This window comes from Flavobacterium jejuense (genome assembly GCF_006491595.2).
GTDB lineage: Bacteria > Bacteroidota > Bacteroidia > Flavobacteriales > Flavobacteriaceae > Flavobacterium > Flavobacterium jejuense.
This window is the reverse complement of record NZ_VEVQ02000007.1, coordinates 184,133-203,682: the sequence shown is the minus strand read 5'-3', so window position 1 is coordinate 203,682 and position 19,550 is coordinate 184,133. Positions and strand designations below refer to the sequence as shown.

Below are 19,550 nucleotides of genomic sequence, written 5' to 3'. Positions count from 1 at the left end.
TACTATACTACTAAGTGATTGCAATTAGATCAATCCTAAATCTTTGGTGATGGCAATTAAATGCACTGTATTTTTAGCTTTAAAGTAGACTTTTAATTTGTTGATTCGTTTTTCTATAGTGCTTTTACTATTAGGGGTAATGCCCAATGCTTTAAAAGTACTTTCCATTTCTTCCTGAGATACACCAACCGATAAGTGTTTTATTAGTTCCAAATCATAGTTGTCAATTTCATTAACGGTTTTATCTTGCAAGACAAAAGCGATATCGGGTGAAATGTATTTTTCTGTGGAGTTGTAAACGGTTTCAATAGCTTTTTTTAATTCGGGTATGCTATTTCTACCTTTTAGTACAAAAGCATCTATGTATTGGTTTTCGAAAAGTGATTTAATGCGGTAGGATTTGTCTTCGACAGAAAACACCACAATCTTAATAGTAGGTTGCATAGCTCTTATGGCTTCAATTAAATCTTCACCCGATTGCAATTGCCCTTTTCTATAATCTTCTTTAAAAGACAAATCGGTTACTAGTAATTCATAAGGCTCATTGTCTTGCAACGCTTTTTTAACTTTCAATAACGCATCATCACAATATTTGGTACTGTGCAAATTGGTTATCTTTAATTGTATAAGTGCTTCATGAACTGCTAAATTAATGCTGTCTAAATCTTCTGCTATAATTACTTTTGAAAACATAAGCGTATTATTTGGGGAATTCGATATTAATTTTTAATCCTTTGTTGGTTTCAGATTCAAAAGTAATACTTCCATGAATGCCTAGAATACGGTTTTCCACATTCTGAAGTCCGTTTTTAGTAATTTGTTCTTTTTCAAATCCTACACCATTATCTTTATATTGAATACTAATAGTTTTTTCTAAGGTTTCAAAGCTGACCAAGACCAATTTAGCTTGACTGTGTTTCTTCATATTCACCAACAATTCACTCAAAATACGATGAATTTCAATTTGCTTGTTGGCTTTTATTTTTTCCCAATCGACAGCACTACTCCCTTTCACAATAACACTAACCTGTTTAGAATTATAACTCATTAACAATTGATTCAATTGTGCACCGAACTCTTTCCCTGTTCTTATTTCGCCCGTTTGTTTAGAAATACTTCTGGCTTTACCATAAATAGCATCTAGGCCTTGTAATACATTTTCTCTATTGGTTTCATTTTGTAAATCTTGGGTTTCAATAAAAGTCATGGTATTGAAAACATCATTGGCTAGTTCATCGTGTAATCTTTTAGAAATTCGGGTTTCGGTAGTGTAAGCGATTTTTAATTTATCTCTTTTGTTTTTGGAACGAATTAGGAAAAAGATTAAAAGACTAATAATTCCAAAACCAAGAAATATAAAGCTAATTAAATTTTTCTCTAATTTTAATTTTTCATTTTTTTCAATCTCTAAATTATTATCATATCTGATTTTAGCAAACTGATTTTTTGACATCTGTTTGATAATATTCATACTATCGTTAATCTTTATATATTCATTAAAATATTCTTTTGATTCTCTTGGTTGACTTAAATCAATTAAACGTTTCAGAGATTCCATTTTATCATCTGGACTATCAGTTTTTTTTGCTGATTTTAATGCTTTTTCAGCAAATTCTTTGGCTAAAACTAAATTATCATCTTCATAAAATTCAGATAAATGCACAAATGAAGAAATTAATTGTGTATCATTTTTTAAACTATCTCTTATTCTTAACGCTTCATTTAATAACTGATAGCCTTTTTCTTTTTCATTATTCTTAAAATAAGCATAACCTAAATTATCAACTATTCTTGCATAATCAATCTCTTCATAATCTGATCTTCTTAAATCTATTAATGGTTCTAATATTTCGACTGCCTTATTATAATCTTCTTTGATCAAATAAATAACTGCCTTATTATTTAGTATTGTATTTCTCTCGCTTTTAGAAATTTTTCCATTCAAGCATAAATCGTAATGTTTAATTGCATTCTCATAATCAAATAAACTTTGATATGAAGTGCCAAGTGAACTATAGACAGAAAAAATATAAGCTGAATCTTTAACTCTATTAAAGTACTGAAAGGCTTCTGTAGCAGTAGCTTCACTTCCAATATAATCTCCTTTTGTCTTCTGTATTTTAGCCATTTCAGCTAACAAATAGACTTTTCTATCTGATTGAGAATCATTAGTAATTGATTTACTTTTGTTAAAGTAAAAATAGGCACTGTCTAGATTTATTATGGAATCTCTATAAAAGATTGCCTTATTAATAAACACTTGGTACTTATCCTCTTGATTTGTGTTTCCCTTATCCCTACAGGAAATGAGAAAAACTAATAAAAATAAAAACGGGAAATGTTTCATAATGAATTTCATTTCCCGAATGTATTAAAATTAATCAAATAATGATCATTTGATTATGGAATTGTAAATGGTGGTGGTGGTGGATTAATAGTTCCTGTTTGACCACCCGTTTCACCACCAGTATCATCACCATTTCCTAAATCATCATCTGCATACTGATTGGTTGTTTCCGAAATATCATCAGCGGTACACGATGTAAAACTTGCTGAGAATAAAATAACTACTACTAAAATATATAATCTTTTCATGATTTTTAATTTTTTAAAATTGGACATAGGAATAGCTGTTCGAGGTTTTCTCGATTGTGTTGATTACAGCTATTGCCGTTAAAAATTTGTTGTGGGAAGTGAGTGTGCTAGAACAGAAAAGTCTTGTTTATACTTCCCAGATAAAAATCCTAATCTGTTTAGCATCACTTTTTTAGAAGTAGTTTTGTACATTTGTTCTTATCGCGAAATAGAACAAGAACTAAATCTGAGACAAAGATTGTCCAATTTTATGGCAGTGTTTATATGGAATTCTGATAGTTCTGATAGTTCTAAATAATTCCGAAAAGTCTAAATAATTCCGAATAGCTTATGACAAGAAATACTACTATTGATTATAAAAATCTAATTAAAAAAAAATTTAGAGAGGAGAAGTTTGGTGAGTTTCACAGTTTTTTAGATAATCCTACTCCAGCAAACTTGAGAGAACTTTGCTTATTAAAATTTGATAATGGATTAAATAAAACTGATGAGAAGATTTTCAGAATTTATTTTAAAGTGAATGATGATGAAGATTTGAGAAAAAAGATATTTGATTATCATATTCCAAATTTTAAGAAAATTGGAAATTTTTTAAATGAGGATGAAAAAGTTAAAAACACAAATACTATCAATCTAAATCTCATATCAGTATTAATTGATTTTAATCCGAGACCTTATAATATTTTTTTTAAAAACTATAATAAAGAAAATAAATCACCTGAACTGGAAAAAGATTCAGATGAAGAAAAGAAACCTACACCTCCAGTTTTAATACTTATTGATAAAGATCCAATCGAAACACCTCCTAAAAATCCTACTTGGATAAAGAAAAATATAAAACAGATAATTGGTGGTTCTTTCCTTTTTATAACAGTATTTTTTGGAATCAATTATTTAATAAAGGATAAGAAATCCATTAAATGGAAAAAGGACCACTATGAACTAATTGATAGTAAATCTCAGTCATTAATAAACGAAGAATTATTAAAAAACTTTAAAAAAATAATTCCTTGTGATACAACTATTTATAGAAAATATGGCAGAGCTTGTTTGTGGTATGGAAAATCACCTAAAGGAGAAATTGAGTTTTTTACAGCTCTTGATGTACATCCAGAAACTGGTAAAACCTTAAAAGAAGTTACCGATTACATTATGAACAAATACGGAAAGGGTCCCTGTAAGTAAATTTAATCCTCAAAAACTGTGGCAATTTTTTTTAAAAAAATAATTTTGCCACAACTTTGTGTCAAAACTTTTGTGTCAAAAAAAATTGACACAACTTTTAAAAAAATAGAAACACCCACAAGACTAAAAGTAAATCATATATTTTTAGAAGTCGAATAAGTTCTTTATTTAGCTTTTTCTATGAAATAATGCTTTTATAAGTATTTTGGAAGTGGATGGAATGGTTTAGATTTAAAAGGATGGAAGTAATCCAAAACGAATAAGGCTGACTTATTGTAGCTTTACAAATGCGATGCTTACAGCATGACAAGTTTCTGAGTATGGTTTATAAAGATGTTGAAACAAGTTCAACAGTCACTGGTTTCTTTATTTAGTATTCAAAAAAACATCTATTTGTGCATAAAACCATTCTGGAACATACAAACTTACAAACAAAGTATTCACATCCAGAGTAGCTCACGTTTGGAAATTGAAAGACGCTAAAATTATAAGTTTTAAACAGTTTGTTGATAGTCAATCTGGAATTATGCGATTAAATAAAAAAATTACAATAAACCGAAAAGAATTCGAAACCTTAAAGAGAAATCGAACTTCGGGAAAAATGCCTAAAAATGCACTGAGACAAGGTTTTTAGGTAGTTTATACGTTAACAAAAGATTTTTATTGCTAAAAAAAAGAACTACAAATGACCAAACAAAACTATTTGGTTTACAGGACTTTATTGGCATAAAAAAAGGAGATAACTACTAAGCAGCATCTCCTTAAGTGACCTCGGCAGGGTTCGAACCTGCAACCAACGGAGCCGAAATCCGTCATTCTATCCAGTTGAACTACGAGGCCTTTTATGAGAGAAAGAACATAGAAAAGAGATTTATTCGATTCTATATAGACCCTACGTCTATTTTCAATGTTCTTTTCTCTTTCTTCTTTCTTAAACTAATAATTTTTTTACAATACCAGAAATTACTTTTCCTTCTGCTTGTCCACCTATTTGCGAAGAAGCTAAGCCCATTACTTTACCCATTGAAGCAATACCATTTGCTCCTGTTTCAGAAATAATTTTTGCTATAATAGCTTCAATCTCCGATTCTGATAATTGCTCTGGTAAAAATTTTTCAATTACTGCTATTTGTGCTAATTCTGGTTCAGCTAAATCAGCACGACCTTGTGTAGTGTATATTTCAGCACTGTCTTTACGCATTTTTACTAAACGTTGTAGCATTTTAATTTCGTCTGCTTCTGATAATCCATCAGCTGCTCCAGTTTCTGTTTTAGCTAATATTATAGCTGCTTTAATAGCTCTTAATGCTTCCAAGGCAACTGTATCTTTTGCTTTCATAGCTTCTTTCATGTTGTCCATGATCTTTGCTTCTAAACTCATATTATTTTGTTTTTTGTTATCGTTTTTATAATTCAAGTCAGTAAGTACTATTCGAAAAGTACTAATCACTAAACTTGATGCAAAAATAGTAAAAAAAATCCCGAAAATTTTACTTTTCGGGACTTAAGGTTAGGTTAGTTTAAGCAGATTTTAATCTACATTATCGTGTAAGAATGAATTATTTGATCGCAATTGCAAATCGTCGTTACTATCTGTACCTAAAGATGTTCTTGATTTCCCATTAACTTCGTTTGGAGCAGATGTCACATCAATACCCATTCTTTTATAGGCTGGTTCTTTTTCTATTTCGTCTATATAAGTTGTAGTATTATTAAACTTATAGTTGAACTCTTTCATTTTACGTTTGCGTTCATCTGAACGAGCTTTTAGCGTTTCTTCAATTGTCATTTCAAACGGTGACTCATTGTCTAAGTTTGCTGCACTTTCTAAAGATGGTTTTTCTGTTTTTTTAACCGCAAAGTTTAATTCTTCATCTACAGGTTCCTTTACTTCTGTCACAGGTTTAGAAGATAATAACTCATCTTCTTTTTGTAAATAATCTTCTAAAGAATATTTAATTACCCCTTCTTTATTTACTTCAGTTACTGGAACTACATTAACAGGGTCTTTTACTTCAATCTGTTTTGTTTTCTCTGTTAATTCAAACTTCTTTTTAGGCTCTTCCTGCGTTTCATTAGCAAATAAATCTAAAGAAAAAGAGAATTTATCTTCTTTTTCAACCAACTCTGGCTCTACAACTTCGATATTTCTGATCTGTGGTGTAATAATTTCAAAAACAGGTGTTACCATGGTTTCTTTTGGAGCTACAACTTCAAAAGAAACGTCTAAATTTTTAAGCCATTCTGTAGTTGGAACTAAATCCATCTGTGGAGTTACATTTTGAATTTCAAACTGAACTTCTTTTTCTTCTACTTCTTCTAAATTAAAAATAACTTTCTCAGTCGGCTTTGCTTCTGATACTGTATTTTTTTCTTCCTTAGGAGCATTGGTTTCAAAAACAGGATCTTTAACAACCATGTTTGCTATGGTTTTATTTGTTAAATCGTGTACTATTTTTTGATCTTCTTCTAACGAATGTATAATTTTCTTAGGCTCTGAATTGACAATTTCTTCTTGTTGTTCTATATTGAAACCTGTTGCTATAATTGTAACTGCTACTGCATCTCCTAATGTTTCATCCTCACCAACACCCATAATAATGTTTGCATTGAAACCAGCTTCTGTTTGAATAAAATCATTTACTTCTCCAATTTCATCGATAGTAATTTCTGATGTTCCAGAAACTATTAACAATAGTACATTTTTAGCACCTGTTATTTTATTATCGTTTAATAACGGTGAATCTAAAGCATTCATGATAGCTTCTTTTGCTCTATCCTCTCCAGAGGCTGTTGCAGAACCCATAATTGCTGTTCCACTATCTGCTAATACAGTTTTAGCATCTTTTAAATCGATATTTTGCGTGTAGTGATGGGTTATTACTTCAGCAATACCTCTTGCTGCTGTAGCTAAAACTTCGTCTGCTTTAGAAAACCCTGCTTTAAAACCTAGGTTTCCATATACTTCTCTTAGCTTATTATTATTGATAACGATTAAAGAATCTACTTGTTTACGTAGTCTTTCCACACCAAGCATGGCTTGTTCAGAACGTACTTTTCCTTCAAATTGAAAAGGAATAGTAACTATCCCAACCGTTAATATATCTCTTTCTTTTGCTAACTGTGCAATTACAGGAGCAGCACCAGTACCTGTACCTCCACCCATTCCAGCAGTTATAAAAAGCATCTTTGTATTTGTATCTAGCATTTTTTCAATGTCTATAATACTTTCTAATGCTGATTGTTGTCCTACTTCTGGGTTTGCTCCTGCACCAAGACCTTCAGTAAGGCTCATTCCTAACTGAATTTTATTTGGCACAGCACTATTTTCAAGGGCTTGCGAATCAGTATTACAAACAATAAAATCTACTCCTTTTATTCCTTGCTTAAACATGTGGTTGATGGCATTACTACCACCTCCTCCTACTCCAATAACTTTGATAACGTTGGATTGGTTTTTTGGTAAATCGAATGAAATGCTTTTGAAATCTTCCATAATGGTACTTTTTATTCTGCGTTATCTAAAAACTCTTTAATTTTTTCTATATACTTATCAAAAAAAGATTTTTTGATTTTGCTTTCTGTTGTCTCTTCTCTTTGTTTTTGTTCTTCCTGTTCTTGTTTGTCAGCCTCATCTTCAATAGCTTCTTTTGTTTCAAAAACAGGTTCTTCTTTTTTCATTTCTACTAATGGTGTAGCGCTTTTTGTATTATTTCTAATACTATTCATAACTAAACCTACAGCTGTTGCATATAACGGGCTAGATAATTCTTCATCAGAATTACCTGCTAAATGCTCGTTTGGATATCCTATTCTGGTATCCATACCTGTAATGTACTCTACTAATTGTTTAATGTGTTGTAACTGAGAACCACCCCCTGTTAAAACAATGCCAGCAATTAATTTTCTTTTTGGATCTTCATGACCATATAATTTAATTTCTGCATAGACTTGTTCAATAATTTCTACTACTCTTGCGTGTATAATTTTTGATAAGTTTTTTAACGAAATTTCCTTCGGTTCTCTACCTCTTAATCCGGGAATAGAAACAATTTCATTGTCTTTATTTTCTCCTGGCCAAGCAGAACCAAAACGCACTTTTAATAATTCAGCTTGCTTTTCAATAATAGAACAGCCTTCTTTAATATCTTCTGTAATAACGTTTCCGCCAAAAGGAATTACAGCCGTATGACGAATGATACCATCTTTGAAAATTGCTAAATCAGTAGTACCACCACCTATATCTATTAAAGCTACACCAGCTTCTTTTTCTTCTTGACTTAAAACAGCATCAGCAGAAGCAAGTGGTTCTAATGTTAATCCTGATAATTCTAAACCAGCACTTTTTACACAACGACCTAGATTACGAATAGAAGCTGCTTGACCTACTACTACATGAAAACTAGATTCTAATCGGCCACCATACATTCCTATAGGTTCTTTAATTTCACCTTGACCATCAACTTTAAATTCTTGTGGCAATACATGAATAATTTCTTCACCTGGCAACATAGCCAATTTATGAACCTGACCGATTAAGGCATCAATATCGACATCATTAATTACTTCTTCCGAATTAGGTCTACTAATGTAATCGCTGTGTTGAATACTGCGAATATGTTGGCCAGCAATTCCAACTACCACATCATTTATTTTATATCCTGAATCACTTTCTGCTTCTAAAATAGCTTGTTGAATCGATTGAATTGTTTGTGTAATATTGTTCACAACACCTCTATGAACACCAAGACTCTTGGATTTTCCTACTCCTAGGATTTCCAGTTTTCCGTATTCATTTTTCTTTCCAATCATTACTACAATTTTTGTAGTTCCGATATCTAATCCTACTGCAATATTATCTTTGTTCATAATTCATTTCTATTTCTTACAAACTACTTGTTCCGTAAACATTACATTTACTTCTTTATAATTCTTTATCAATGTATCTTTTACGGCATGATGAAAAAAAGCTTTATAATTCTTCAACTTCTTCTCTACATAAACCGGTTTTCCAAAAATTATTTTATAATCATAATTTCTGTTGGTCAAAATAACGCTACCTGACGGCAAAATCTTTATTCCAGTGATGTTCTTTTTTAAGAAATCATCTTTATAAATTTCATTAAACAACAACACATAATTGTCCTTATTCTCATCGTCAAAATTCCCCATAACAATAGGAACTCTGGCAGAAAAGTTTTCAGACAAAGGTATATTAATACCTTTATTATCAAGATAATACATAGTATTTCCTGATACATATCGTACAATTGGGGTCTTTTGCTTAATGTTTGTATTTAGAGAACCATCTATTGTTGAAAAAATCTCACATTTTTCAATCATCTTGTGATTATTAAGAGCAGTTTCTAAAGACTTCAAATCTACCTCTTCTTTTTTAATTGTTAATGTGCCTCCTAAATTTTGTTTCAACAAGTTATTAACCATTTCGTGAGTTATGAACAAATTCTCATCTCCTCCAAAAAACGAAATAGTGATGCTTTTTATTGCTCTTTTATCGTTTCTATGTGAAGAAAAAGAAAATAAAAACACCATTACAAATAGTATTAGTACCAATCGAATATTTTGCCAATTAAACCTTTTCATGGAGTGCTTTTTTTATATTCTTTACCATTTCCCCTATATCTCCTGCTCCAATTGTTACATAAACATCCGCTTGTGTATTTCTAAACGTTTCTACTAAATTTTCATTCGTTACTAATTTTTTATTTTCATTAGTAATTTTTCCCAATAACCATTCTGAGGTTACACCTTCTATAGGCAATTCTCTGGCTGGATAAATATCTAATAATATAATTTCATCAAACTTTGACAAACTTTCTGCGAAACCGTCGATAAAATCATTGGTTCTTGAAAATAAATGCGGCTGAAAAGCGGCTACAATTTTTTTATTAGGATACAATTCTCTAACGGCTTGATGAACTGCATTAATTTCTGTTGGATGATGAGCATAATCATCTATATAGACTAAATTTTCTTCTCTAATTTGGAATGAAAAACGTCTTCTAACTCCTTTAAAAGATGCTAAAGCACTTATTATTTTATTATTTTCGACACCATATTTTTTTGCCATAGCAAATGCTATTAAAGCATTAGACAGATTATGATGTCCAGGTAAACCAAATTTCACATTGGTAACCAATTCGGTATTAGCTTTCACATCAAAAACATAAAAACCATTTTCGATACGAATATTTTGAGCCGAGAAAGTAGCTTCTTCATTTATTCCAATGGTATTCCCATTCAATGGCAACTCTTTAGCCACAAATAAATCTTTAGCTGACACTTTATCAGCAAACTCGACAAAAGAAGCTTCAATAGTTGCAGAATCCCCATAAATATCCAAATGATCGGCATCCATAGAAGTCACACAAGCCAAATTAGGATGCAAATGCAAAAACGAACGATCAAATTCGTCTGCTTCTACCACTGTTACCGTTTTACCATTACCAATTAAATTCGAATTGTAATTTTCAACGATACCTCCTAAAAAAGCAGTTACATCAACTCCACTCTCAAATAAAATATGCCCTAAAATACTTGAAGTTGTTGTCTTACCATGTGTACCTGCAACAGCAAAGCAAAAAGTATCTTTGGTAATTAAACCTAACACTTCTGCTCTTTTTTTAACTTCGAAATCATTAGATAAAAAATAATTCCATTGCGAATGATTTTTAGGAACCGCTGGTGTAATTACAACTAACGTATTCTCTTTATTCAAAAAAGAATCATCAATTAAATCTAAATTGTCTTCAAAATGAATTTTCATACCTAAAGCCTCCAACTCATCAGTTAACTGAGTTCTTGTTTTATCGTAACCAGCCACATTTTTACCTATATTCATAAAATAACGAGCCAAAGCACTCATACCGATGCCTCCAATTCCTATAAAATAAATGTTATGTATTTGGTTTAAGTTCATTTTTTTTGTTGTCAGTTGTGTATTCTTTTTTGTTTGTTTTTCTATATGCTATACTCTTTTTAGAGTAGTTTTTCAATTTCATCTACAATTTGATTTGTAGCATTAGGCAAGGCCAATTTATATATCTTTTTACTTAATTTAGATTGCTTTTCATCGTTAGATATTAAATCAGCAAATACTTTTTTAAAATTGATATCTAAGTCTTTTTCTTTTAATAAAATTGCTGCTTTTTTATCCAAAATAGCTTTTGCATTTTTAGTTTGATGGTCTTCAGAAACATTTGGTGAAGGGATAAAAACCGTTGGTTTCCCTACTATACACAATTCAGAAACGGATGAAGCACCAGAACGAGAAATAATAACATCTGCTGCTGCATAAGCAAAATCCATTTTATCTATAAAAGCAAAAACATGTACGTTCTCTTTTGTATTAAAATGATTATATTCATCGAAATACAGTTTTCCACATTGCCAAATTATCTGAACACCTAATTCTAAAAGAAAATCAATTTCTTTTGCTAACAATTGATTGATTCTTCTAGCTCCTAGACTTCCTCCTAACACTAACAAAGTCCTTTTAGTACTATCTAATTCGAAATAAGTTAATCCTTGCAATCGTTTATCATCAATATCTAATAAATCCTGACGAACAGGATTTCCTGTAATTATCAGTTTTTCTTTTGGAAAAAATTTATCTAATCCTTCGTAAGCCACACAAATAGTATTGGCCTTTTTAGCTAATAATTTATTAGTAATTCCTGGATATGAATTTTGTTCCTGAATTACTGTTGGTATACCTAACATAGAAGCTACTTTTAAAACAGCTCCACTAGCAAACCCACCTGTACCAATTACTACATTTGGTTTAAACTTTTTGATAATGCGATATGAGTTCCATAAGCTTGAAACTAATTTTAAAGGAAACATAGCATTCTTAAATGTCACCTTTCTTTGAATACCTGAAATCCAAAGACCTTTAATATTGTACCCCATCTGAGGTACCTTTTGCATTTCCATTTTATCTTTTGCGCCCACAAAAAGAAATTCCGCATCGTGAAAACGATACTTTAATTCGTTTGCAATAGCAATTGCAGGATAAATATGTCCTCCTGTTCCACCACCACTGATAATAAATTTCAATTTCTTTTCCATATTATTGATTCAAAATGGGTTCTAAAGGATTTTTTGCTTCTTTTTCCTCTTTATTATTATTTAACTCCTCTAATTCGATTTCTTTATCTATGATTCGCTTTAAAGTTTCTTCTCTTTTCATTTTTTCTTCTTGATCTAAAGCTACTTCTTGTTCTTTTTTAGTAACACTCAAAATAACTCCAACAGCTACACATGTCATCCATATTGATGTTCCTCCACTACTTACTAACGGTAATGTTTGTCCTGTAACAGGCAACAATTCAACAGCAACCGCCATATTAATTAAGGCTTGAAAAACAATAGGAAATCCTAAACCTATAATAAGTAGCTTACCAAATAAAGTAGGTGCTTTTTGAGCATTAATAATAAACCTAAAAAATAGTAGTAAATACAAAAACATTATTCCAATAGCTCCAAACAAGCCGTATTCTTCTACAATAATTGCAAAAATAAAATCGGAAGAAGATTGAGGCAAAAAGTTTTTCTGAACACTTTTCCCTGGTCCTAATCCATAGATTCTTCCAGAAGCAATTGCAATTTTTGCTTTTTCAATTTGGTAATCATCTTCATTTGGCTTATCATCCATGAAGCGCTCAATTCTGTTTCCCCAAGTATTAACCCTGCTAAATAATTTATTAGTTGGAAATGCTTTTGCCATTAGCAAAAACAACAATAAAGCTGCAATACCTAAGCCAATTACTGTTGCTAAATATTTTAATGGGTAATATCCTATAAAAATAAGCATACATACCATAGAAAATATTAAAGCTGTTGTTGAAAAATTAGTAGGTAATATTAACACTAATACAGCAAAAACGGGCAACCACAATTCTAAAAGAGATTCTTTGAATGTATATTCTTTATCACTCACTTTTGCCAAATAACGAGCTACATAAACCATTAACACTGTAAAAGCTAAAGTAGAGGTTTGAAAACTAACTCCTACAAAAGGAATTTGAATCCATCTACTAGCATTTGCTCCCCCTATTGTTGTTCCTTGAAATAGTGTGTACAATAACAAAACTATAACTAAAGGAATACCAAAAATAGACAACGCTCTAAAATAGTGATAAGGAACTTTATGAACAAAGTAAATGATAGCAAAACCAAGAAACAAATGTCCTAAATGCTTTACAAGATATCCTAATGTAGATCCTTTTCCTATTACGTAAACTAAATTAGTACTAGCACTATAAACAGGCAAAAAAGAAACTAGAGCCAACAGAAAAACTATTGCCCAAATCACTTTATCTCCTCTTAATCTTGCTACTAATGATTTCATTTATCTATAAATTGTGTACTGCATTTTTAAATTGTCTTCCTCTGTCTTCATAATTTTCAAATAAATCAAAACTAGCACAACATGGTGACAATAAAACTGAATCCCCTTTTTCCGCCATCTTCTGAGCAATTTTAACTGCTTCTGACATAGAAGTAGTTTCAATCATTACATCAACAACTCCATTGAATGTCTTGAATAGTTTTTCATTATCAACACCTAAGCAAACAATTCCTTTTACTTTCTCCCTTACTAATGACATTAGTTCGTCATAATCATTTCCTTTATCTACACCGCCTACAATCCAAACTGTAGGAGTATTCATACTATCTAATGCAAAAAAAGTTGCGTTAACATTAGTAGCTTTAGAGTCGTTAATATATTGCACGTTTTGAATTTTCAGAACTTTTTCCAAACGATGTTCAGCTCCTTGAAAGTTACTTAAGCTTTCTCTAATCGTTTGTTTTCTAACTTTCATTAACTGCGCTACAGCTGTTGCAGCCATTGCGTTTTTAAGGTTGTGCTTTCCTTCTAAAGCTAATTCATTCATTGGCATGGTAAATAGGTCGTTATTAATGTTACTTTTAAAATTTTTATCTTCTATGTATTCTCCTTCTTCTAATTCCTGCTGAATAGAGAAAGTAAATATTTTTGCGTTTGTTTTATTTTTCTGAAACCATTTATTAATTTCAACATCATCATGATCTGTAATTAAATAATCGGTTTCTATTTGATTTTTTGTTATTCTAAATTTTGATGCTATGTACAAATTGTAATCATAAGCATATCTATCTAAATGATCTGGACTTAAATTAGTAATTACAGCTATATCTGGTCTATAATTGACGATTCCGTCTAGTTGAAAACTACTTAACTCTAATACATACACATCATGGTTATTCTCTGCTACTTGCCAAGCAAAACTCTTTCCTATATTTCCTGCTAAGCCAACATTTAACCCTCCTTGTTTCAACAAATGATAAGTCAACAATGTAGTCGTTGTCTTTCCATTACTTCCAGTTATTCCAATCGTTTTGGCATTGGTAAACGGAAAAGCAAATTCAATTTCAGAAATTACAGGAATATTTAAGGCAAGTAACTTTTTTACAATAGGAGCCTTTTCAGGAATTCCTGGGCTTTTCATTACTACATCAGCATCTAAAATCAATGATTCTGTATGTTGTTGCTCTTCCCACGTTATTTTGTTGATGGTTAGAACCTCTTTATAATTTTCTTTTATTATTCCAAAATCGGACACGAAAACATCATATCCTTTTTTCTTTCCTAAAATTGCCGTTCCTACACCACTTTCACCTCCACCTAATACAACTAGTTTCATATTATCTTAGTTTTAATGAGACCAATGAGAATATTGCTAAAAGAATCCCTACAATCCAAAAACGTGTTACAATTTTACTTTCATGAAATCCTTTCTTTTGATAGTGATGGTGCAAAGGAGACATTAAAAATATCCTTTTACCTTCACCATATTTTTTCTTAGTATATTTAAAATAACTTACTTGAAGCATTACTGATAAATTCTCAGCTAAGAAAACACCACATAAAATAGGAATCATTAATTCTTTACGAATAGCAATGGCTATGACAGCAATAATTCCTCCAATCGTCAAACTACCCGTATCTCCCATAAAAACTTGAGCTGGGTAAGTGTTATACCAAAGAAAGCCTACAAGAGCTCCTACAAAAGCTGCTATAAAAATGGTCATCTCTCCCGAATTTGGAATAAACATGATATTCAAATAATCCGAGAAAATAATATTCCCTGATACAAAAGCAAAAAGCCCGAGTGTAAGTACTGAAATAGCAGAAGTACCGGCTGCGAGACCATCTATTCCGTCTGTTAAATTAGCTCCATTTGAAACGGCTGTTATTACAATAACAACCATTGGAATAAAAATTAACCAAGCCCAACTTCCATAACCCTCTCCTAAAAAAGATAATACTTCAGCGTAATCAAATTCGTTATTCTTTAAAAAAGGAATCGTTGTTGCTGTAGATTTTTCATGTAAGCTAGTTGGGTCAAAGTTCTCAGTCTTAACACGTTCTCCAATAGTATCTTTTCTAATAGTGACATTAGGATGTAAATACAACACAGAGCCTACAATTAATCCTAATCCAACCTGACCAAATACTTTAAAAATACCTTTTAAACCTTGTTTATCCTTTTTAAACACCTTTATATAATCGTCTATAAAACCAATAGTACCCATCCAAAGTGTTGTTACTATTAATAAAATGATGTATATATTTTCTAATTTTGTTAATAGCAAAACAGGAATCAAAGTGGCTAAAATAATGATAACGCCTCCCATAGTAGGTGTACCTGCTTTTTGACTTTGTCCTTCTAATCCTAAATCTCTTACTGTTTCACCAACTTGTTGTTTTCTTAAAAAATTAATAATTTTCTTTCCGTAAATAGCTGCAATTAATAATGACAAAATAAAAGCAAAAGCAGAACGAAAAGTTATATATTGAAATACTCCTGCTCCTGGAACATCAAATGCTTTATCTAAATATTGAAAAAAATAGTACAACATATCTTTATTTTTTTTATTCCAAATTTTGAATTACTTTCCTAATTGCTTTAATAATTCTTTTACAATTTTTAAATCATCAAAATCATTTCGCACACCGTTTATCTCCTGATAGGTTTCATGACCTTTTCCTGCGATTAAAATAATATCATTTGTTTCAGCCAATTGACAAGCTGTTTTAATAGCTTGCTTTCTATCTAAGATAGAAAGCGTTTTTTTAAAATTTTGAGGTTCCACTCCTTTCTCCATTTCTCCAATAATGGTTTCTGGATTCTCAGTTCTTGGATTATCTGATGTAAAAATAGCTTTCGTACTTAATTCTGAAGCAATCTGAGCCATAATAGGTCTTTTCGTTTTATCTCTATCTCCACCGCAACCAACAACTGTAATTAATTGTTCGTTTTTTGTACGAATATCTTCAATCGTTTTCAATACATTTTCTAAAGCATCTGGAGTATGAGCATAATCGACTATTGCTGTTATTTTAGCTTCAGAAATAATATATTGAAATCTTCCTGAAACACTTTCTAAATCAGATAATAATCGCAAGGCTTCTTGTTCTTCAATCCCTAATTCTACTGCAGTTGCAAAAATAGCAAGCAAGTTGTAAGCATTAAAAGAGCCTATTAATTTCGTCCATACTTCATTATTATTAATCTTCATCAACAAACCTGTAAACTGATTTTCTAAGATTTGTGCTTTATAATCAGCATAAGATTTCAAAGCATAAGTTATTTTTTTTGCTTTGGTGTTTTGGAACATTATAGCTCCATTTTTATCATCAACATTAGAAATAGCAAAAGCAGTTTTAGTTAGACCATCAAAGAATGCTTTTTTTACATCTCTATATTCGGCAAATGTTTTATGATAATCTAAATGATCGTGCGATAAATTAGTAAAAATCCCTCCTTGAAAATCAAGCCCTTCAGTCCTCTTTTGATGAATCCCATGAGAACTTACTTCCATAAAACAAAATTCGCAACCCATTTCAACCATTTCATTTAAATAATGATTTATAGTTAAGGAATCGGGTGTTGTATGAGTAGCTTTATACTCAACATTATCTACCATGATTTTCACTGTAGACAGCAGACCTACTTTATAACCTGCTTTTTTAAATAATTGATATAATAAAGAAGCAATAGTAGTTTTACCATTTGTTCCTGTTACACCAACTAACCTAACTTTAGCAGATGGATTCTCAAAGAAATTAGAAGCCATATAAGCTAATGCTTCATTTGAGTTTGAAACCTTAACATAAGTTACCCCGTTAACAATAACTTGAGGAAATTCTTCACATATAATAACACTTGCTCCTAAACTTAAAGCTTTACCAATAAACTCATGGCCATCTGAAACAACCCCACGAATAGCAACGAAAACATCGTTTAATTCTATTTTTCTAGAATCAAATTCAATTTTATTTACTACCACATCAGTTACTCCTTTAACAGCTTCGATGTGCACTTTATACAATATATCTTTTAAAATCTTCATGATAACTCTAATGTTATTATTTGATTCTTATCAATTTTTTCTCCTGCTTTTACTGATTGTGCTTTCACTTTTCCAATACCTTTTACATTAACTTTTATTCCTAAATTTTCTAATAAAGCAATGGCATCCATTCCGTCCATTCCATTTAAATTTGGAATACTTTTAGTTTCCTTATTGACTTCTTTATTATAGAGGTTATAGGATTTCTCAAGTTGAGCAATATTTTGATTAATATCCTTAATATGATTGGTTGGTGGAGAATCGGTATAAATTTTTTGAGCAATTCTTTTAAAAACAGGTCCAGCCACATCTGCTCCAAAATAACCTGATTCAACATTTGGTTTGTGTACCACAACAATACAAGAGTATTTAGGATTCTTTGCTGGAAAATACCCCACAAAAGAAGAAGAATAATACAATTTACCTTGTCCTTTGTTATAATCTACTTGTGCTGTTCCTGTTTTACCAGCCATTGAAAAATCTTTGGAATACAATTTTGAGCCTGTTCCTCTTTTAACAACATTTTCTAATACTGCTCTTACTTTATTTAAGGCCTCATCAGAAGCTATTTTTGAATTAATAACTTCTGTATCGTATTTTTTAATCGTTTTATTCCATTCTTTAATTTCTTTTACGAAGTAAGGTTTTACCATAATTCCATTATTAGCAACAGCATTATACATGGCTAGTGTTTGCAAGGGAGTTAAAGAAATATTATATCCAAATGCCATCCATGGTAAAGTAGTTCCATACCATCTTTTATCTCCTGGCTGAGGCACATAAGGTTTTCCTTCTCCAATAAGTTGCAATCCTAATGGTTTGTTTAAACCATAACTATTAATTCTATCTACAAACTGTTTTGGGTTATCTTTATAATTATCGTAAACTGCTTGTACTAAAACCGTATTAGAAGATACTTCAAAACCTCTTGCTAAAGAAATTTTACCATAACCTCCTCTATGAGAATCCCTTACTTTTTTCTTATAATATTCAACAACACCACCATTTGTATCGTATACTTTACTAGTATCCACTTTTTCATCATCTAAAAGTGCAATTAAATCCAAAAGTTTAAATGTGGAACCTGGTTCGTGAGACTCAGCTACAGCATAGTTTTGCGTTTCGTAATAAGATCCGCTTTTAGCTCTTCCTAAATTTGATATTGCTTTTATTTCACCAGTTTTAGTTTCCATTACCACCACACAGCCATGATCTGCTTGATAATATTCTAATTGTTTTAACAAAGCATGATGCGCTATATCTTGTACATAAACATCTATAGTTGAAACTATATCATATCCATCTTGTGGTTCTAATTCATTATTATCATTAATAGGTTTCCATTGACTCTTTGCGATTTTTTGCATCATTCTATGACCGTTCTTCCCATTAATATATTCTTTAAAGGCAAATTCCAATCCTTTTCCATCACTATCCGTACGTTCATAACCAATAGTTCTTTGAGCAATAAGACCTATCGGGTGTTCTCTTACTGTTTTTTGCTCAACAATAATTCCTCCCTTATAAGGACCTTTATTAAAAAGCGGAAAACTTTTAATCCTCATATAATCGGTATAACTCAACTTACTTGCAATTAAATAATACCTATTTTGGTTTGACCTTGCTTTTTGTAAAGTCGCTTGATAATAACCAGTTGGTTTACCAAACATTTTTGATAATGAATCACTTAATGGTTTTATATTTTCTTGAAAGTTCTCTATCGAAGGTGACATGGCATCGAAACGAATAGTATATTCTGGAATAGACGTAGCCAATAAGCTACCATCAGAAGAGTATACATTTCCTTTATTTGCAGGAATAATAAAATTCTTAACTGTTCTTTCCTTTGCTAATTTTCTATAATATTCTCCTTCTATCCATTGAATATTATTTAATTTTATCATAACCAAAATAGCCATCACAAACATTGTGAAAGCTACTAAATACATGCGGTAATTACTATTTTTCTCTTTTACTGCCATATTTTTAGTTGGTCTATAAAACTCTTTTTTTCTTCTTTTTTAGATTTTACAATAATCTTCGTTGGTGGTACATTTGCAGGGAAAATTTCTCTTTTCTCCATTTTCTTGGCCACTGTAGATTCCATCTTTAGTTTCATTAATTCCGAGCGTCTATCTACAAACTCTGAACGAAGTTCTTTTACTTTATTTGTTAACTCAGTAATCTTATAATTTTTAGCATCATAGCGGTGATTATTTGCAATCATGATCATAGCTAAGAATATTAGAAAAACGATGAACTTCCAGTTCTTCAAGGCATCATCGCTTACAAGAAACTTTGCTTTTAGTAAACTATAAATTCCGTTTTTCATGTGTTTATAAAATATC

Annotated in this window: 16 protein-coding genes and 1 tRNA gene; 1 reads left to right on the top strand and 16 read right to left on the bottom strand. The window is 30.9% G+C overall.

What is annotated here, in order from left to right; all coding sequences use genetic code 11:
* Nucleotides 1–24 precede the first annotated feature (24 nt).
* The 3 genes from FIA58_RS12435 to FIA58_RS12425 are packed head-to-tail and all read right to left on the bottom strand — an operon-like array spanning nucleotide 25 to nucleotide 2,595.
* Entirely contained in the window at nucleotides 25–693 is a 669-nt protein-coding gene (locus tag FIA58_RS12435) for a response regulator (RefSeq protein WP_140962809.1), read from the bottom strand.
* 7 nt (nucleotides 694–700) lie between these two features.
* Nucleotides 701–2,359 carry an ATP-binding protein gene (locus FIA58_RS12430; protein ID WP_140962808.1) on the bottom strand — a complete coding sequence of 553 codons (1,659 nt, stop codon included), beginning with the start codon at nucleotides 2,357–2,359 and terminating at the stop codon, nucleotides 701–703.
* A gap of 41 nt (nucleotides 2,360–2,400) precedes the next feature.
* The gene (locus FIA58_RS12425; protein WP_140962807.1) at nucleotides 2,401–2,595 is read right to left on the bottom strand and encodes a hypothetical protein; all 195 of its coding nucleotides are present in this window, start codon (nucleotides 2,593–2,595) and stop codon (nucleotides 2,401–2,403) included.
* Nucleotides 2,596–2,925: 330 nt separating this feature from the next.
* Here FIA58_RS12425 and FIA58_RS12420 point away from each other — a divergent pair, with 330 nt between their 5' ends.
* Nucleotides 2,926–3,780, top strand: coding sequence for a hypothetical protein (locus FIA58_RS12420; protein WP_140962806.1), 855 nt, complete (start codon nucleotides 2,926–2,928; stop codon nucleotides 3,778–3,780).
* Between the two features lie 766 nt (nucleotides 3,781–4,546).
* On the opposite strand, the gene FIA58_RS12415 is transcribed toward FIA58_RS12420, so the two are convergent.
* From FIA58_RS12415 to FIA58_RS12355, 13 genes are all read right to left on the bottom strand, one after another.
* Nucleotides 4,547–4,620, bottom strand: a tRNA-Arg gene (locus tag FIA58_RS12415).
* 91 nt (nucleotides 4,621–4,711) lie between these two features.
* Nucleotides 4,712–5,161, bottom strand: coding sequence for a GatB/YqeY domain-containing protein (locus tag FIA58_RS12410; RefSeq protein ID WP_140962805.1), 450 nt, complete (start codon nucleotides 5,159–5,161; stop codon nucleotides 4,712–4,714).
* A gap of 150 nt (nucleotides 5,162–5,311) precedes the next feature.
* A complete protein-coding gene (gene ftsZ / locus FIA58_RS12405) occupies nucleotides 5,312–7,276 on the bottom strand; it encodes a cell division protein FtsZ (RefSeq protein ID WP_140962804.1) in 1,965 nt (654 codons plus the stop codon).
* Between the two features lie 11 nt (nucleotides 7,277–7,287).
* Nucleotides 7,288–8,649, bottom strand: coding sequence for a cell division protein FtsA (gene ftsA, locus FIA58_RS12400; protein ID WP_140962803.1), 1,362 nt, complete (start codon nucleotides 8,647–8,649; stop codon nucleotides 7,288–7,290).
* Between the two features lie 9 nt (nucleotides 8,650–8,658).
* Entirely contained in the window at nucleotides 8,659–9,384 is a 726-nt protein-coding gene (locus FIA58_RS12395; RefSeq protein WP_140962802.1) for a cell division protein FtsQ/DivIB, read from the bottom strand.
* Nucleotides 9,371–10,720, bottom strand: coding sequence for a UDP-N-acetylmuramate--L-alanine ligase (gene murC, locus FIA58_RS12390; protein WP_140962801.1), 1,350 nt, complete (start codon nucleotides 10,718–10,720; stop codon nucleotides 9,371–9,373). The genes FIA58_RS12395 and murC overlap by 14 nt, the downstream gene beginning before the upstream one ends.
* A gap of 59 nt (nucleotides 10,721–10,779) precedes the next feature.
* Entirely contained in the window at nucleotides 10,780–11,871 is a 1,092-nt protein-coding gene (gene murG / locus FIA58_RS12385; protein WP_140962800.1) for an undecaprenyldiphospho-muramoylpentapeptide beta-N-acetylglucosaminyltransferase, read from the bottom strand.
* A gap of 1 nt (nucleotide 11,872) precedes the next feature.
* Complete coding sequence (locus FIA58_RS12380) at nucleotides 11,873–13,153, bottom strand: FtsW/RodA/SpoVE family cell cycle protein (protein WP_140962799.1); 1,281 nt, start codon at nucleotides 13,151–13,153, stop codon at nucleotides 11,873–11,875.
* 4 nt (nucleotides 13,154–13,157) lie between these two features.
* Nucleotides 13,158–14,489: a UDP-N-acetylmuramoyl-L-alanine--D-glutamate ligase gene (murD, locus tag FIA58_RS12375; RefSeq protein WP_140962798.1), complete on the bottom strand. Its 1,332-nt coding sequence runs from the start codon at nucleotides 14,487–14,489 to the stop codon at nucleotides 13,158–13,160.
* A 1-nt stretch (nucleotide 14,490) separates the two neighbouring features.
* A complete protein-coding gene (mraY, locus tag FIA58_RS12370) occupies nucleotides 14,491–15,708 on the bottom strand; it encodes a phospho-N-acetylmuramoyl-pentapeptide-transferase (protein ID WP_140962797.1) in 1,218 nt (405 codons plus the stop codon).
* A 30-nt stretch (nucleotides 15,709–15,738) separates the two neighbouring features.
* Nucleotides 15,739–17,202, bottom strand: coding sequence for a UDP-N-acetylmuramoyl-L-alanyl-D-glutamate--2,6-diaminopimelate ligase (locus FIA58_RS12365; RefSeq protein WP_140962796.1), 1,464 nt, complete (start codon nucleotides 17,200–17,202; stop codon nucleotides 15,739–15,741).
* Nucleotides 17,199–19,184, bottom strand: a complete 1,986-nt coding sequence (locus tag FIA58_RS12360) for a penicillin-binding protein (RefSeq protein WP_140962795.1) — start codon at nucleotides 19,182–19,184, stop codon at nucleotides 17,199–17,201. Before FIA58_RS12360 ends, FIA58_RS12365 begins: the two co-directional genes overlap by 4 nt.
* Nucleotides 19,175–19,534, bottom strand: a complete 360-nt coding sequence (locus tag FIA58_RS12355) for an FtsL-like putative cell division protein (protein ID WP_140962794.1) — start codon at nucleotides 19,532–19,534, stop codon at nucleotides 19,175–19,177. The genes FIA58_RS12360 and FIA58_RS12355 overlap by 10 nt, the downstream gene beginning before the upstream one ends.
* Nucleotides 19,535–19,550 lie beyond the last annotated feature (16 nt).